The 15,762-nt window shown below is 71.9% G+C and carries 15 protein-coding genes; 7 read left to right on the forward strand and 8 right to left on the reverse strand.

Annotation, left to right across the window (positions count from 1 at the left end; all coding sequences use genetic code 11):
* Nucleotides 1–33: 33 nt before the first annotated feature.
* A complete protein-coding gene (locus CP984_RS29985) occupies nt 34–762 on the reverse strand; it encodes a class I SAM-dependent methyltransferase (RefSeq protein WP_003982382.1) in 729 nt (242 codons plus the stop codon).
* Between the two features lie 86 nt (nt 763–848).
* Nucleotides 849–1,445, reverse strand: coding sequence for a DUF3043 domain-containing protein (locus CP984_RS29990; protein WP_030180209.1), 597 nt, complete (start codon nt 1,443–1,445; stop codon nt 849–851).
* 305 nt (nt 1,446–1,750) lie between these two features.
* Here CP984_RS29990 and CP984_RS29995 point away from each other — a divergent pair, with 305 nt between their 5' ends.
* The 5 genes from CP984_RS29995 (at nt 1,751) to CP984_RS30015 (ending at nt 8,555) form a co-directional block, all read left to right on the forward strand.
* Entirely contained in the window at nt 1,751–2,551 is an 801-nt protein-coding gene (locus CP984_RS29995) for a PspA/IM30 family protein (RefSeq protein WP_078575462.1), read from the forward strand.
* A 69-nt stretch (nt 2,552–2,620) separates the two neighbouring features.
* Nucleotides 2,621–2,899, forward strand: a complete 279-nt coding sequence (pspAA, locus tag CP984_RS30000) for a PspA-associated protein PspAA (RefSeq protein WP_003982385.1) — start codon at nt 2,621–2,623, stop codon at nt 2,897–2,899.
* 272 nt (nt 2,900–3,171) lie between these two features.
* A complete protein-coding gene (locus CP984_RS30005; RefSeq protein ID WP_043977735.1) occupies nt 3,172–4,467 on the forward strand; it encodes a sensor histidine kinase in 1,296 nt (431 codons plus the stop codon).
* The gene (locus CP984_RS30010; protein ID WP_003982387.1) at nt 4,464–5,150 is read left to right on the forward strand and encodes a response regulator transcription factor; all 687 of its coding nucleotides are present in this window, start codon (nt 4,464–4,466) and stop codon (nt 5,148–5,150) included. Before CP984_RS30005 ends, CP984_RS30010 begins: the two co-directional genes overlap by 4 nt.
* Nucleotides 5,151–5,390: 240 nt before the next feature.
* Nucleotides 5,391–8,555 carry an efflux RND transporter permease subunit gene (locus CP984_RS30015; protein WP_003982388.1) on the forward strand — a complete coding sequence of 1,055 codons (3,165 nt, stop codon included), beginning with the start codon at nt 5,391–5,393 and terminating at the stop codon, nt 8,553–8,555.
* Nucleotides 8,556–8,638: 83 nt separating this feature from the next.
* Here the strand turns inward: CP984_RS30015 and CP984_RS30020 are convergent, their stop codons facing one another.
* The 3 genes from CP984_RS30020 to nadA form a co-directional block, all read right to left on the reverse strand.
* A complete protein-coding gene (locus CP984_RS30020) occupies nt 8,639–8,890 on the reverse strand; it encodes a type II toxin-antitoxin system RelE family toxin (RefSeq protein ID WP_003982389.1) in 252 nt (83 codons plus the stop codon).
* On the reverse strand, nt 8,887–9,141 hold the full coding sequence (locus tag CP984_RS30025; protein ID WP_003982390.1) for a type II toxin-antitoxin system Phd/YefM family antitoxin: 255 nt from the start codon (nt 9,139–9,141) through the stop codon (nt 8,887–8,889). The genes CP984_RS30020 and CP984_RS30025 overlap by 4 nt, the downstream gene beginning before the upstream one ends.
* A gap of 172 nt (nt 9,142–9,313) precedes the next feature.
* Nucleotides 9,314–10,501 (reverse strand): quinolinate synthase NadA, encoded by a 1,188-nt coding sequence (gene nadA, locus CP984_RS30030; protein WP_030180204.1) that lies wholly within the window; start codon nt 10,499–10,501, stop codon nt 9,314–9,316.
* A 331-nt stretch (nt 10,502–10,832) separates the two neighbouring features.
* On the opposite strand from nadA, the gene CP984_RS30035 reads away from it, so the two are divergent.
* Entirely contained in the window at nt 10,833–11,186 is a 354-nt protein-coding gene (locus CP984_RS30035; protein ID WP_003982392.1) for a HesB/IscA family protein, read from the forward strand.
* A gap of 99 nt (nt 11,187–11,285) precedes the next feature.
* Here the strand turns inward: CP984_RS30035 and CP984_RS30040 are convergent, their stop codons facing one another.
* Both CP984_RS30040 and CP984_RS30045 read right to left on the reverse strand, forming a co-directional pair.
* Nucleotides 11,286–12,797 carry a hypothetical protein gene (locus tag CP984_RS30040; protein ID WP_003982393.1) on the reverse strand — a complete coding sequence of 504 codons (1,512 nt, stop codon included), beginning with the start codon at nt 12,795–12,797 and terminating at the stop codon, nt 11,286–11,288.
* 99 nt (nt 12,798–12,896) lie between these two features.
* The gene (locus CP984_RS30045) at nt 12,897–13,142 is read right to left on the reverse strand and encodes a hypothetical protein (protein ID WP_003982394.1); all 246 of its coding nucleotides are present in this window, start codon (nt 13,140–13,142) and stop codon (nt 12,897–12,899) included.
* Nucleotides 13,143–13,283: 141 nt separating this feature from the next.
* Between CP984_RS30045 and CP984_RS30050 the strand changes: the two genes are divergently transcribed.
* Complete coding sequence (locus CP984_RS30050; RefSeq protein WP_003982395.1) at nt 13,284–14,258, forward strand: carbohydrate kinase family protein; 975 nt, start codon at nt 13,284–13,286, stop codon at nt 14,256–14,258.
* A gap of 47 nt (nt 14,259–14,305) precedes the next feature.
* Here CP984_RS30050 and CP984_RS30055 read toward each other — a convergent pair whose 3' ends face one another.
* Nucleotides 14,306–15,694, reverse strand: a complete 1,389-nt coding sequence (locus CP984_RS30055) for a cysteine desulfurase/sulfurtransferase TusA family protein (RefSeq protein WP_003982396.1) — start codon at nt 15,692–15,694, stop codon at nt 14,306–14,308.
* Nucleotides 15,695–15,762: the final 68 nt, after the last annotated feature.

The following is a 15,762-nucleotide window of genomic DNA, read 5'->3' on the forward strand; positions in this document are numbered from 1 at the left end:
CTCGTGCGCACGCCCGGTTGCACACCCGCGCTCCTAGCGCCCCTCGCTCCCCGTTCCACCTCGTACGCCGCACAGGTGCAGCAGTGCGGCCACCGAGCGGTACGGGTCGGTGCGCCCGGCCCGGTCCTCCGCGGCCAGCAGCCGTTCCAGCTCGCCGTCGGCGGGCAGCGGCGCGTCGTCCGCCGCGGTGTCGGTGAAGATCCGTACGCCGTACCAGGTCTCCAGCGGCGCGCCGATCCCGTCGAGCGTGGCGGTCAGCGCCGTCAGGCGGTCGGCGCGTGCCTTCAGGCCGAGGCGGTTGACGTACTCGGCGGAGTCGAAGGCCGCCAGCGCGCCGTCCCAGTCGCCGGACAGCCCCGGCCGCATCGCGAGCGCGTCGGCGTTGCGCACCACCAGGGACAGCAGGCCGCCGGGCGCCAGGACGCGGGCCAGTCCGGCCAGCATCGGGTCCGGCTCCGCCACGTACATCAGCACGCCGTGGCACAGCACCACGTCGAAGGCGCCGGGGAGGAAGTGCACGCCGGTGTCCCGGCCGTCGCCCTCGACGAGCTGGACGCGCTCCTGGATGCCGGCCGGTTCCTCCGCGAGGGCCGCGCGGGCGGCCGCCAGCATCGCGGGGTCGGACTCCACACCGGTGATCTTGTGTCCGGCGCGGGCCAGCCGCAGCGCCTGGGTGCCCTGGCCCATGCCCACATCGAGCACCCGCAGCCGCTGTCCCACCGGGAAGCGCGCCGAGATCTGCTCCTCCAGCTGGCGGGCCACCAGCTCCTGGCGGACCGTGTCGCGCAGTCCGCCCAGTCCGCCCAGCCACCGTCCGGCGCCGGGCGAAAAGCCCGAAGGGGTCGCGTTCAGGGCCGCTCTCCGCGCTTGACCTGCGGCTTCGGCAGACGCAGCCGGCGCATCTGGAGGGTGCGCATCAGGGCGTACGGCTTGACGCCCTTCAGGTTCTCGTTCGGGAAGCGCTGCTTGAGGCGCTTGCCCAGGGAGAACCACAGCACGAACGAGTCGATCACGATCAGCACGATGATGAACAGCCACAGCAGCAGCGCGATGTTCTGGATCCCCGGCTGCCGCAGCATCGTCAGCACCAGGATGATCACGGCCATCGGCAGGAAGAACTCCGCCACGCACCAGCGCGAGTCGACGAAGTCGCGCGCGAAGCGGCGCACCGGTCCCTTGTCGCGCACCGGCAGGAACCGCTCGTCACCGTTGGCCAGCGCCTCGCGCTGCCGGGCCATGTCGGCGCGGCGCGCCTCACGCGCGGCCTTCTGCGCCTCCTTGCGGTTGGCCGGCGTGTGCGCGCGCGTACGGCGCTGCGCCTGCGCCTGGTTGCGCTTCGGCGTCGGGCGGCCCTTCGGGGCCTGCGGGTCGCGGGGCTGCTTGGGCTCGGACGCGGTCACCTTGGCGGTCGCGGCCTGCTCATCCTTCGAACGGCTTCGGAACACATACGCAAGGGTACGGGTACGCGGTGCATGGACCACAGCGGCATGGGGAACGATCCGGCAACGGCGCGGTCCCGTGACCGGTGCGCCATCAGGGACGTAACGGGGTGAAAAGGACGGGTGGTGGGGTCCCCGGGCGTTCCCTACTCCCTGCGCCGGAGGACCGGGCCGTCCTGATCGTCCTGTAGGAGGAGCGCATCCGGGTCCGAACAGTGCGGTAATGGAACCCGGGCCCGTACTGTGGGGTCTGTAGATGTGCTGGAGCCGAAGCCCGATGTAACTCGGTCAGAAGGGGGCGCGCGAGGCCCATGAGCGGTGTCATGAAGCGGATGGGGATGATCTTCCGCGCGAAGGCCAACAAGGCCCTGGACCGGGCCGAGGATCCGCGCGAGACCCTTGACTACTCGTACCAGAAGCAGTTGGAGCTGCTCCAGAAGGTACGCCGCGGCGTCGCCGACGTGGCGACCTCCCGCAAGCGCCTGGAGCTCCAGCTCAACCAGCTCCAGGCCCAGTCCTCCAAGCTGGAGGACCAGGGGCGCAAGGCCCTCTCGCTCGGCCGCGAGGACCTCGCCCGCGAGGCGCTGTCCCGCAGGGCGGCCCTCCAGCAGCAGGTCACGGACCTGGAGACGCAGCACCAGACCCTCCAGGGCGAGGAGGAGAAGCTCACCCTCGCCGCCCAGCGCCTCCAGGCCAAGGTCGACGCCTTCCGTACGAAGAAGGAGACGATCAAGGCCACCTACACCGCCGCCCAGGCGCAGACCCGGATCGGCGAGGCGTTCTCCGGCATCTCCGAGGAGATGGGCGACGTCGGCATGGCCATCGAGCGCGCCGAGGACAAGACCGCGCAGATGCAGGCCCGGGCCGGCGCCATCGACGAACTGCTCGCCTCCGGCGCGCTGGACGACCCGTCCGGCATGGCCAAGGACGACATCGCCGCCGAGCTGGACCGGCTCTCCGGCGGTACGGACGTCGAGCTGGAACTCCAGCGCATGAAGGCCGAGCTGGCGGGCCCGGGCGCCGACAAGCAGGCCATCGAGGGCGGCCAGGCGAGCCAGGGGCAGCAGGCCCCGCAGGCGCAGCCCGGACAGCCGCGTTTCGACAAGCAGTGACGGCCGGCGGCGGTTAGCCTCGTCGCGACCGCCGCACCGGACCGGAAACCGGACCAGAAGGAGACCGTCGTGATCGTACGGATCATGGGGGAGGGGCAGGTGAAGCTCGACGACGCGCATTTCGTCGAGCTGAACAAGCTGGACGACGAGCTGCTCGACGAGATGGAGAGCGGCGACGAGGACGGCTTCCGGCGCACCCTGAGCGCCCTTCTGGACGCGGTACGCCGCCTGGGCGCCCCACTGCCGGACGACTCCCTGGAGCCGTCCGAACTGATCCTGCCCGCCGAGGACGCGACCCTCGACGAGGTCAGGCAGATGCTCAGCGACGACGGGCTGATCCCGGGGTGAGACCACGGCTTCGTGCGGGCCGGGGCGGCGGCTCGATCCCGGACTGACCGGCCGCCGCCGGGCGGCCGGACCGATCGGGTACCGGCTACCGGGCTGACCGGCCACCGGCCACCGAAGCGGTCCGCCACGACCTTCGGGGCGACCGTCACCCACTTCCGGACCGCTCCGCCCGGCCATCGGTCATTGGCCACCGGCCACCGCTCGGCCCGTACGACCTCCAGCGCAGGCAGCGCCCCGGACCCCGCGTGGGACCGGGGCGCTACCGTTTCCCCGTGACTCCCCTCGCCCCCGGGCAGGCCGGCCCGCGTCCGGGCGGCGGCCCGCTCGCCTGGATACGCGCCCACCCGCGCGCCTGCGACACCGTGCTGGCGCTCGCCGTCTTCGTGGCCATCCTGGTCGGCGCGATGGCCGGTCCGCACGGTCCGCACGGCCCCCGCTTCGGCGAACGCGACCTGACCGTCACCACCGCGGTCCTCGCCGCCGTCGCCAGCGGCGCCCTGGCGGTGCGCCGCCGCTTCCCGCGCAGCGTGCTGGCGGTGACCGGCGTCTGCACCGTCCTCGAACTCCTCCTGGAAACCGAGGCCCCGCGCGCCCCGGTCGCCTGCTCCGTGGTCATCGCGCTGTGCACCCTCGCCGCCCGTACGGACCGCTCCACCACCTGGCGCGTCGGCGCGCTGACCGTCGTCGTGCTCACCGCCGCCGCGATGCTCTTCGGGGCCCGCCCCTGGTACGCGCAGGAGAACCTGGGGATCTTCGCCTGGACCGGCATGGCCGCCGCGGCCGGTGACGCGGTCCGCAGCCGCCGCGCCTTCGTCGCCGCGATACGGGAACGGGCCGAACGCGCCGAGCGGACCCGCGAGGAGGAGGCCCGGCGCCGCGTCGCCGAGGAGCGCATGCGCATCGCCCGCGAACTGCACGACGTGGTCGCCCACCACATCGCCCTGGTCAACGTGCAGGCCGGAGTCGCCTCGCACGTCATGGACAGCCGCCCCGACCAGGCCAAGCAGGCCCTGGCCCACGTACGCGAGGCATCCCGCTCCGCCCTGGACGAACTGCGTGCCACCGTCGGCCTGCTGCGCCAGTCCGACGACCCGCGGGCCCCCACCGAACCCACGCCGGGCCTGGCCGTCCTGGACCACCTCATCGACGGTTTCGTACGCGCCGGCCTCCCCGTCGACCTCGACGTACCGCGCCCGGCGGACGCCCTGCCCGCCGCCATCGACCTGACCGCGTACCGCATCGTCCAGGAAGCCCTGACCAACGTGCACAAACACGCGGGTCAGGGCGCCCGCGCGACGGTCCGCATCACCCGCACCGCCGATGCCCTGACGGTCACGGTCCTGGACGACGGCACCGGTCCGGACGGCCCCGACGCCCCGGAACCCGGCGGTGGCCACGGCCTGATCGGCATGCGCGAACGCGTCGAAGCCCTGCGCGGCACCGTCGAAACCGGCCCCCGCCCCACCGGCGGCTTCCGCGTACACGTACGCCTGCCCCTCCACACCACCCAAGCCACCCACCAGGCCGGAGCGTCCGGCCGCAGTTGCCGCACGGGGGAGACCGGATGACGATCAAGGTGCTGCTCGCCGACGACCAGGCCCTGCTCCGCAGCGCCTTCCGCATCCTGGTGGACTCCGAGTCCGACATGGAGGTGGTGGGGGAGGCGTCCGACGGGGCGGAGGCGTATGAGCTGACGCGGGCCACGGGGGCCGATGTGGTGCTGATGGACATCCGGATGCCGGGGGTGGACGGGCTCGCCGCCACCCGCATGATCACTGCCGATCCGGACCTGACCGCCGTACGCGTGGTCATCCTGACCACCTTCGAGGTGGACGACTACGTGGTGCAGGCGCTGCGCGGCGGGGCCAGCGGGTTCCTCGGGAAGGGGGCCGAGCCGGACGAGCTGCTCGCCGCCATCCGGATCGCGGCGGCCGGGGAGGCGCTGCTGTCGCCGGCCGCGACGAAGGGGCTGATCGCCAAGTTCCTCGCGCAGGGGGAGGGGCCCGCGGAGGGCGGGGCCGGGCGGCCGGGGGCGGCCGAGCTGGGCACGCTGACCGGGCGGGAGCGGGAGGTGCTCGTGCTGGTCGGGGGCGGGCTGTCCAACGACGAGATCGCCAAGGAGCTCGCGGTCAGCCCGCTGACGGTCAAGACGCACGTCAACCGGGCCATGGCCAAGCTGGGCGCGCGCGACCGGGCGCAGCTGGTGGTCATCGCGTACGAATCGGGGCTGGTCCGGCCGCGGGTGCGGTAGTCCCACGGGTGCAGCAGGGGGTGGAGACCGGCGTACTCCGAACGCGGTAGCCGGGTGGGGCGGAAACCGACCTGCGAGCGAGGAAAAGCGCGTGGGGCATGGCGGATCGTTTAGTCGGGCCAGTGGTGCCCTCCCTGGTGCCCGCCCGCCGGAACGCCGTACGGCCGTGCCGTACGGCAGCACCGTGCGGCCATGCCGTACGACCACGCCGCAGTACAGAACAGAAGAGAGACCCCACCCATGTCCTGGCTGTCCCGACTCAGCCTCGTACAACGGGGCCTGATAGCGCTGATGTCGATCGTCGCGATCGCCTTCGGCGCCATCGCGATCCCCCAGCTCAAGCAGCAGCTCCTGCCCACCATCGAACTGCCCATGGTGTCCGTGCTGGCGCCCTACCAGGGTGCCTCGCCCGACGTCGTCGAGAAGCAGGTGATCGAACCGCTGGAGGACGGAATCCAGGCGGTCGACGGCATCAAGGGCGTCACCTCGACGGCGAGCGAGGGCTCGGCCGTCATCATGGCCCGGTTCGACTACGGCAACGACTCCAAGCGGCTGGTCGCCGATGTGCAGCAGGCCGTCAACCGGGCCCGCGCCAAGCTGCCGAAGGACGTGGACCCGCAGGTCGTGGCCGGTTCGACGGACGACATCCCGGCCGTCGTGCTCGCCGTGTCCGCGGCGGGCAAGGATCAGCAGGCGCTGGCCGACCAGCTCGACCGCAGCGTGGTGCCGGACCTGAAGAACATCGACGGCGTCGGCCAGGTCACCGTCAACGGCGTCCAGGACCGTGTCGTCGCCGTCACCCCCGACGACGCCAAGCTGGCGCGGGCCGGGCTGACGGCCGCGGCGCTCGGGCAGGCGCTGGAGGCGAACGGCGCGTCCGTACCGGCCGGTTCGTTCTCCGAGAAGGGCCGGAGCAACACCGTCCAGGTCGGTTCCGGCTTCACCTCCGCGCAGCAGATACGGGACCTGACGGTCACCCCGGCGGCAGGTCCCGGTGGGGCCGGGGGCGCTGCGGCCGGCAAGTCCGTGCGCCTCGGTGACATCGCCACCGTCAAGGAGGAGTCGGCCACCCCGACCTCCATCACGCGCACCAACGGCAAGCCCAGCCTGGCCGTCATGGTGACCATGGGCCAGGACGGCAGCGCCGTGGACATCTCGGAGGCGGTCAAGGACAAGCTGCCGAAGATCCGTACGGCGCTGGGCAAGGGCGCCGAGGTCACGGTCGTCTCCGACCAGGGCCCGGCGGTCTCGAAGTCCATCGAGTCGCTGACCACCGAGGGCCTGCTCGGCCTGGTCATGGCCGTGATCGTGATCCTGGTCTTCCTGCTCAGCCTGCGCTCGACGCTGGTCACCGCGGTCTCCATCCCGCTGTCCGTCGTCATCACGCTGATCGTGCTGTGGACCGGCGACCTGTCGCTGAACATGCTCACCCTCGGCGCGCTGACCATCGCCATCGGGCGTGTCGTGGACGACTCGATCGTCGTCCTGGAGAACATCAAACGGCACCTCGGCTACGGCGAGGAGCGGCAGCAGGCCATCCTCACCGCCGTCCGCGAGGTGGCCGGCGCGATCACCTCCTCCACCCTGACCACGGTGGCGGTCTTCCTGCCCATCGGCGTGGTCGGCGGCATGGTCGGCGCCCTCTTCGGCTCGTTCTCGATCACCGTCACGGTCGCCCTGCTCGCCTCGCTCCTCGTGTCCCTGACCGTCGTCCCGGTCCTCTCCTACTGGTTCCTGCGCGCGCCGCAGATCCCCGAGGGCACCGACCCCGAGGAACTGCGCCGGGCCGCCGAGGCCAAGGAGAGCGGCAGCCCGCTCCAGCGCCTGTACGTGCCCGTCCTGCGCTTCGCGACGCGCCGCCGCATCACCAGCGTCGTCATCGCGGTCGTCGTCCTCCTCGCCACCTTCGGCATGGCCCCGCTCCTGAAGACCAACTTCTTCGACCAGGGCGACCAGGACACCCTCAGCGTCAAGCAGGAGCTGACGCCGGGGACCAGCCTCGCCGCGTCCGACGCGCAGGCCGAGCGGGTGGAGAAGGTCCTCGCCGGGATGGACGAGATCGCCGACTACCAGGTCACCGTCGGCTCGTCCGGCTTCATGGCGGCCTTCGGCGGCGGCAGCGGCGCCAACCAGGCGTCGTACCAGGTCAAGCTGAAGGACGCGGCGGACTCCGGGAAGGTCACCGACAAGCTCCGCGCCGAACTCGGCAAGCTCGGCAAGGACATCGGTGAGACCACCGTCTCGGCCGGTGGCGGCGGCTTCGGCAACCAGGACCTGAGCGTGGTGGTCAAGGCCGCCGACGCGGACGTACTGAAGAAGGCGTCCGAGCAGGTACGGGCCACCGTCGCCGGCCTCGACCACGTCACCGACGTGCAGAGCGACCTCTCCCGCAGCGTGCCGCGGATCTCCGTGCAGGCCAACGCGAAGGCGGCGGAGGCCGGTTACAGCCAGGCCGCCCTCGGGCAGGTCGTCGCCCAGGCGGTGCGCGGCACCACCAGCGGCAAGGCCATGATCGACAACGCCGAGCGGGACATCGTCATCAAGTCCGCCCACCCGGTCACGTCCGAGGCCGCGCTGCGCGACCTGGCCGTACCGACCCCGGCGGGCCCCGCCAAGCTCGGCGACCTGGCCACCATCCGTACGGTCGCGGGCCCGGTCCGGAGCACCCGTATCGACGGCGCCCGGTCCGCCACGATCACCGCCAAGCCGACCGGTGACAACACCGGCGCGGTCACCGCCCAGCTCCAGTCGAAGATCAAGGCGCTGGACCTGCCGGAGGGCGACACCGCCGAGATCGGCGGTGTCTCCGCCGACCAGTCCGACGCGTTCTCCTCGCTCGGCCTGGCCATGCTGGCCGCCATCGCCATCGTCTTCATGCTGCTGGTCGGCACCTTCCGGTCCCTCGTCCAGCCGCTGATCCTCCTCGTCTCGATCCCCTTCGCGGCGACCGGCGCGATCGGCCTGCTGGTCGCGACCGGCACCCCGATGGGCGTCCCGGCGATGATCGGCATGCTGATGCTGATCGGCATCGTCGTCACCAACGCGATCGTGCTGATCGACCTGATCAACCAGTACCGCGCCCAGGGTTACGGCATCGTCGAAGCCGTCATCGAAGGCGGCCGCCACCGCCTCCGCCCCATCCTCATGACGGCCCTCGCCACGATCATGGCCCTCCTCCCGATGGCCCTGTCCGTCACCGGCGACGGCGGCTTCATCTCCCAGCCCCTGGCCGTGGTCGTCATCGGCGGCCTGATCACGTCCACGCTGCTGACGCTGCTGCTGGTACCGACGCTGTACGCGATGATCGAACTGCGGAAGGAACGGCGGGCGGCGAAGCGGATGGCCCGCCGGGCCGAGGATTCCGACAAGAGCGAGCCCCGCACGCCGGAGCCTGCGGGAGTCTGAGGCGCCCGGAGCGCTTGACGCATATGACTCAGCCCGTCCCGGGGAGGTTCTGGGACGGGCTGAGGTGCGTTCGTCCCCTGCCGTCAGCCGAGGCGGCCGATGTGGATGACCACGATCGTGATGGTGGCCTCGGTGATTTCGTACAGCACCCGGTAGCGGCCGACGTGTATGCGCCGCAGGTCAGGTGAACCGTACTCGGCGCTACCCGTCGGGCGCGGCTGAGCGGCGAGCAGGTCGACGGCGTCCATCAGGAGGCGCAGTCCGTCGGCGTCGTCCTTGAGGAACCGGGTCGCCGCGTCGACGGCGGCCGGGTCCCAGATGATCTCGTATGTCAACCGCGCTCCAGCCCGAGCCGGGCACGTACCTCGTCGTGCGGGACACCCGCGGTCTCCCCGGAACCCTGCCGCGCGCGGTATCGCGCCAATGCCAGGGCGTCTTCCAGGTCGGCGAGTTCCTGGGGGTTTATCAACACGGCCGCCGGCTGGCCGTGATCAGTGATCGTGATCCGCTCACGGGCGTGGGAGGCGCGGCGCACCAGTGACCCGAACCGGGCGCGCGCTTCGGTGATCGGCAGAGTGTCACTCATGTGCAGAACTGTACACTTCGCGCGCCCTGGTGGAGCGTGATCGTGGACGAGACCACTCGGTCTGGGAACCGGCGGGCTGGAGGCGAAACGGCGTGGGGCCGCACCGGACCCCTCGTCCGGTGCGGCCCCACAGACCACGGGCACCCTGCGCGCCAAAGGCGCGCTCCGCGCGTTACGGCAGCGCCAGCATCCGCTCCAGTGCCAGCTTCGCGAAGCTCTCCGTCTCGCGGTCGACCTGGATGCGGTTGACGACCTTGCCGTCCACCAGGGACTCCAGGGCCCAGACCAGGTGGGGGAGGTCGATGCGGTTCATGGTGGAGCAGAAGCAGACCGTCTTGTCGAGGAAGACGATTTCCTTGTCCTCGGCGGCGAAGCGGTTGGCCAGGCGGCGGACCAGGTTCAGTTCGGTGCCGATGGCCCACTTGGTGCCGGCGGGGGCGGCTTCGAGGGTCTTGATGATGTATTCGGTGGAGCCCACGTAGTCCGCCGCCGCCACGACCTCGTGCTTGCACTCGGGGTGGACGAGGACGTTCACGCCGGGTATGCGGGCCCGTACGTCCTCGACGGATTCGAGGGAGAAGCGGCCGTGCACGGAGCAGTGGCCGCGCCACAGGATCATCTTGGCCGCATGCAGCTGCTCGGCGGTGAGGCCGCCGTTCGGCTTGTGCGGGTTGTAGACGACGCAGTCGTCCAGGGACATGCCCATGTCGCGGACGGCCGTGTTGCGGCCCAGGTGCTGGTCGGGCAGGAACAGGACCTTCTCGCCCTGTTCGAAGGCCCAGTCCAGCGCGCGCTTGGCGTTGGAGGAGGTGCAGATCGTGCCGCCGTGCTTGCCGGTGAACGCCTTGATGTCGGCGGAGGAGTTCATGTACGAGACGGGGACGACCTGCTCGGCCACGCCGGCCTCGGTGAGCACGTCCCAGCACTCGGCGACCTGCTCGGCCGTGGCCATGTCGGCCATGGAGCAGCCGGCGGCCAGGTCGGGCAGGACGACCTGCTGGTCGTCGGTGGTCAGGATGTCGGCGGACTCGGCCATGAAGTGCACACCGCAGAAGACGATGTACTCGGCGTCCGGCCGGGCCGCCGCGTCGCGCGCCAGCTTGAAGGAGTCGCCGGTCACATCGGCGAACTCGATGACCTCGTCGCGCTGGTAGTGGTGGCCGAGGACGAAGACCTTGTCCCCGAGCTTCGCCTTGGCGGCGCGGGCGCGCTCGACCAGACCGGGGTCGGACGGAGCCGGCAGGTCACCGGGGCAGTCCACGCCGCGCTCGCTCTTGGGGTCGGCCTCGCGGCCGAGGAGGAGCAGCGCGAGCGGGGTCGGCTGGACGTCCAGGGGCTGGGCGGTGGTCACGACACGCACCCTCTCTTTCCGTGAATTCAGCGCGGCGTAGCCGCTCCGGTGGAGCCGGTGCTTGCACCGGAGGCGAGGCCGCACCCGGGGCCGGTGCTGGTGGCGCCGGAAGCCTTTTCGTCGGTTTGACGTTATCTATCATAACCGCTTCACGTCAGTTTGACGATGGCCATCGTGTCGATGTGACGCATCCCTGTGCCGCGGCCGCCCGCACCCCGCCGCGGGTGTGCGAGCATGAAGACGGAAGGCCCACAACACGTCGCGCCCAGCCGGAATTAATCCGGGGCCCCATCGGTTGCAGCCGAGGGCAAGCGGTCCGTACAACCCGGGAGAGATCTAGATGAGCGTTCAGGACGAGACCACCGTCGGCGACGGCATCATCCTGTCCGACGCGGCCGCGTCGAAGGTGAAGGCCCTGCTGGAGCAGGAAGGCCGCGACGACCTCGCGCTGCGCGTGGCCGTCCAGCCCGGCGGCTGCTCCGGACTGCGCTACCAGCTCTTCTTCGACGAGCGGTCGCTGGACGGCGATGTCGTCAAGGACTTCGGCGGCGTCAAGGTCGTCACCGACCGGATGAGCGCCCCGTACCTGGGCGGCGCCTCCATCGACTTCGTCGACACCATCGAGAAGCAGGGCTTCACGATCGACAACCCGAATGCCACGGGTTCCTGCGCCTGCGGCGACTCCTTCAACTGAGTCGACGGCCCGGACGCCGGCGCGTAAGCGCGTACGACGGCGGCGCCCCCCCTCCATGGGGAGCGCCGCCGTTGTCGTGTGCGCGTAAGCCTGCGACGGCTACTTCGCCGGTACTTCCTTGCCGGACGACGCGTCGATCACATCCCGCCCCGCCAGCGGCTTGTCCAGCGGCACCGTCTGCGTGAACTCCTTCGCCATCTTCACGCAGATCTGGTTCGGCTTCTTGTCCTTGCCGATGACCTCGGCCTTGACGCTCTTGCCGGTCTGCTCGACGGTCGCCGAGTAGACGCTGCACACGCCGCCCCAGAAGTGCAGCTTCAGGGACTTGCCGTCCGCGCCGAGGGAGTACGACTCCAAGCTCATCGCCCCGGCCTTGCCCGACGGCTTGCCGCTGTCCGGCGGCTGGGCGGAGGTGCCGCCGTCGCCCTTCTTGACGTACTTCGGGTCCACCGCGGGGTGGGTGACCGTGCCGCCGCCCGCCCGCTGCACCGTGTACAGCCACGACGGCACCAGCGCCGGGCGGCCGCCGACGTACTGCATCGAGAGCCCGAAGACCGCGCCGGTCACGTCGGCGGGCTTGCGCGCCGAGGCGTTGCCCACGCACGGCTCGACGTCCTGGCCGCCGGCCTTGTCCTGCTTCTGCGGCTCGGCCGTCGCGCAGCCGCCGATGCCGGAGTTCGCGCCGCCGTGCGTCGCGTTCAGCCGCTCCAGCGTCTTCTCCGCGCTCTGTACGGGGTACGTGTCGCCCTTGACCGGCTGCGCCAACTGGCCGCTGCCGCCGACGACCTGGCCGTCCGAGCCGACCTGGATGTCGCTCTGCCAGCCGTACGTGGGCAGCCCGCCGATCACCGGGTTCGCGCTGACGGTGCGTACCGCGCCGGACAGTCCGCTCGCGTCCAGCTTGGCGTCCTTCTGGCCGAGGGCCGCGAGCACCGGCTGCGCGGCCTGCTTCGCCTTCTCCGGGGAGACGGCGCCCTTTTCGCCGCTCTCGTCGCCCGTGCGGCAGCCGGGGCCGCTCGCCTGCGAGCTGTCCGAGCCCTTGCCGGATTCCGCGCAGCCGGTCCCGTTGGGCGTGCCGTACTGCGAGTACGTCCACGCGCCGGAACCGCTCTTGGCCACCTGGAGGACGGGGCTGCGCGCGTCCCGCGTCAGGCCGCCCACCTTCCAGGAGTCGCCGTCCGAGCGGACCTGGCCGGGCAGGTCCAGGGCCTTGGCCAGCCGGGCCACGGCCTCCTGGGAGACCTGGCCGCGCGGCTGGTAGACGGGGGCGGAGGAGGGGCCGTCGGGCAGCTTGCCGGTCGCCCGGTAGCCCGAGCCCGACGGGTCGGGCTCGCCGGGGGCGATGCCGCTGTGCGAGCCGGTGCCCTTGCCCGTCGCGTAGCCGTCCAGGGCCAGCGGCGGCGGGCCGCCCTCGGGGCGGGCACCGGCGCCACTGTCCCCGCCGCCGGAGGCGGTCGAGGCCCAGTACGCCGCGCCGCCGCCGGCCAGCAGCACGGCCGCGGCCACCGAGGCCGCGATCAGCGGGCTGCGCCGGCGCCGGGCGGTGGTCTCCTGCGTATCGTCGGTGGAATGCTCCCCGCCGGACGCGGGGGAGGTGTCCTCGGTGCTCACCGCTTCGCTCCTTCGGCTCCGCTGAACAACTGACGTGCCCTCCTGCGTGGGGAGGACGCCGGTTGGACGGAGCCGGAGCGTCCGCGGTTCCCCCCGGTCTCAGTCGCCGTACTCGGACATCCCGCTGACCAGGGCCGTGGAGGAGGCGGGGACGGTGATGCCGTGCAGCTCGCGGGCGGGCGGCCGGGGCGCCTGGGGGCCGCTGCGCCAGTGCGGTGCCATCCGCGCGCAGTCGCCCAGCAGCTGGGCCATCGACTCCGGCTCGGCGGAGCCGGGGGAGCGGCGGGAGGCGGCGGCGCGAACGCCGGACGAACGGGGTGTGACGCCCTTCACATGCTTGGTCATACCGGCACCGTACGCATCTGCCGGACCGCGAAGAAAGCCCTACTAAGGGGTAGTTTCGCCTGGTGGGGGGAGATCAGGACACCCGGTACCGTTGACCAACGTCCGTCCCGTCCTTCCGCCTCCCGCAGGAGCAGACCCGTCGTGCGTATCGCAGTCACCGGCTCCATCGCCACCGACCACCTGATGACCTTCCCCGGCCGTTTCGCCGATCAGCTGGTCGCCGACCAGCTGCACACGGTCTCCCTCTCCTTCCTGGTCGACGAACTCGACGTACGGCGCGGCGGCGTCGGCGCCAACATCTGCTTCGGCATGGGGCAGCTCGGCACCGCCCCGATCCTGGTCGGCGCGGCCGGCAACGACTTCGAGGAGTACCGCGCCTGGCTCGACCGGCACGGCGTGGACACCCGCTCGGTGCGCATCTCCGAGGTCAAGCACACCGCCCGGTTCGTGTGCACCACCGACGCCGACCACAACCAGATCGGCTCCTTCTACACCGGCGCGATGAGCGAGGCGCGGCTGATCGAGCTGCACACCGTCGCCGAGCGCGTCGGCGGCCTGGACCTCGTGCTGATCGGCGCGGACGACCCCGAGGCGATGGTCCGGCACACCGAGGAGTGCCGCACCCGCGGCATCCCGTTCGCCGCCGACTTCTCCCAGCAGATCGCCCGGATGGACGGCGAGGGCATCCGCACCCTCACCGAGGGCGCCGCGTACCTCTTCAACAACGAGTACGAAAAGGGCCTGATCGAGTCCAAGACCGGCTGGACCTCCGAGGAGATCCTCGCCAAGGTCGGCACCCGGGTCACGACGCTGGGCGCCGACGGCGTGCGCATCGAGCGGGCCGGTCAGCCGGACATCCTCGTCGGTACGGCCGAGGAGAAGGCCAAGGCCGACCCGACCGGCGTCGGCGACGCCTTCCGCGCCGGCTTCCTGTCCGGCCTGGCCTGGGGCGTCGGCCTGGAGCGCGCCGCGCAGATCGGCTGCATGCTGGCGACGCTGGTCATCGAGACCGTCGGCACCCAGGAGTACGAGCTGCACCGCAGCCACTTCATGGACCGCTTCACCAAGGCGTACGGCCACGAGGCCGCGGACGAGATCCGCGCGCATCTGGCCTGATCCGGTCGCGGTAGGGGGCGGCGGGCCCGGATCGCCCGCCGCTTCGCTCAGACCCGGCGCCGCACCACATACGCGGCGCCGCGCTCCGCCGGCCGCTCGCCCACGTACTCCTGGCCCCGCATCTCGCACCACGCGGGAATGTCCAGCCGTGCCGCCTCGTCGTCCGCAAGGACGGTCAGCGTGGCGCCCACCGGTACGTCGCCGATCACCTTCGCCAGCTCGATGACGGGCAGCGGACAGCGCTTGCCGAGCGCGTCCACGACCGGTCCGGCGGTCTCCGGCCCCGTGGTCTTCGGCTCGGCGGCCACCGGGGCGCCCAGCTGTTCCCGTACGGAACGGACCGCCTCCGGGAGGACGGCCAGAAAGCGGTCCACGTCGGCCTCGGCGGTGCCCGTCGGCAGCGACACCCGTACGTTGCCCTCCGACAGCACGCCCATAGCCCGCAGCACATGGCTCGGCGTCAGCGTGCTCGACGTGCAGGACGACCCGGACGAGACGGCGAAGCCCGCCCGGTCCAGCTCGTGCAGCAACGTCTCTCCGTCGACATAGAGACACGAGAAGGTCACCACGTGGGGGAGCCGGCGCAGCGGATCGCCGACGACCTCGGTGTCCGGCACCGCCGCGGCCACCCGGGCCCGGATACGGTCCACCAGCTCCCGCAGCCGCGCCCCCTCGGCCGCCGCCTCGGCCTGTACGGCGCGCAGCGAGGCCGCCGCCGCGACCACGGCGGGCAGGTTCCCGAAGCCCGGTACCCTGCCGGACTCGCGCTCGTCCTGCGGACCCTGCGGCGCGAACCGGGTGCCTTTACGGACCACCAGCAGCCCCACGCCGGGCGGCCCGCCCCACTTGTGCGCGCTCCCCGTAAGCAGCGACCAGGCGCCGCCCACCGGGCCCCAGGGCAGCGACTGGGCGGCGTCCACCAGCAGCGGCACCTCCGCCTCCCGGCAGGCCGTGGCGGCCTCCTCCACGGGCTGCTCGGTGCCCACCTCGTGGTTGGCGGACTGCAGGGCCGCCAGCGCGGTGTCCGGGCGCAGCGCTGCGGCGAGGTCCCCCGCGGCCACCCGGCCCGTACGGTCCACGCCGACCTCGGTGACCGTGCCGCCCGCCGCCTCGTGGGCCGCGGCGGCGTGCAGGACGGAGGAGTGCTCCACCGCTGAGTGGACCAGATGGCGGCCGACACGCCGACGGGCGGCGAGCGTGCCGGACATGGCCGAATGCACCGCCTGCGTCCCCGAAGGGGTGAAAACCAGCTCGTCGGGTCGACAGCCGACGGCCTCCGCCGCGGCCTCCCGCGCCGCGTCGAGCAGCAGCCGGGCGCGGCGGCCCTCCCGGTAGGGGCGGGCCGGATCGGCCCAGCCCTCGTCGAGCGAGGCGAGCAGGGCCTCACGGGCGACCGGGTGCAGGGGAGCGGCCGAGGCGGCGTCGAAGTAGGACACGCCCCTGACGCTAGCGTGTTCGGGTCCGGGCGCCGGGCACGGCGTCAGATGACCGGCGGAGCCCGGCA

The organism is Streptomyces rimosus (assembly GCF_008704655.1).
Lineage (GTDB): Bacteria > Actinomycetota > Actinomycetes > Streptomycetales > Streptomycetaceae > Streptomyces > Streptomyces rimosus.

Bases quoted from the DNA above. Each gene is read 5' to 3' on its own strand.
- CP984_RS29995 (WP_078575462.1), top strand. From the start codon at position 1,751: ATGAGCGGTGTCATGAAGCGGATGGGGATGATCTTCCGCGCGAAGGCC.
- CP984_RS30010 (WP_003982387.1), top strand. From the start codon at position 4,464: ATGACGATCAAGGTGCTGCTCGCCGACGACCAGGCCCTGCTCCGCAGC.
- CP984_RS30015 (WP_003982388.1), top strand. From the start codon at position 5,391: ATGTCCTGGCTGTCCCGACTCAGCCTCGTACAACGGGGCCTGATAGCG.
- CP984_RS30025 (WP_003982390.1), bottom strand. From the start codon at position 9,141: ATGAGTGACACTCTGCCGATCACCGAAGCGCGCGCCCGGTTCGGGTCA.
- CP984_RS30035 (WP_003982392.1), top strand. From the start codon at position 10,833: ATGAGCGTTCAGGACGAGACCACCGTCGGCGACGGCATCATCCTGTCC.
- CP984_RS30045 (WP_003982394.1), bottom strand. From the start codon at position 13,142: ATGACCAAGCATGTGAAGGGCGTCACACCCCGTTCGTCCGGCGTTCGC.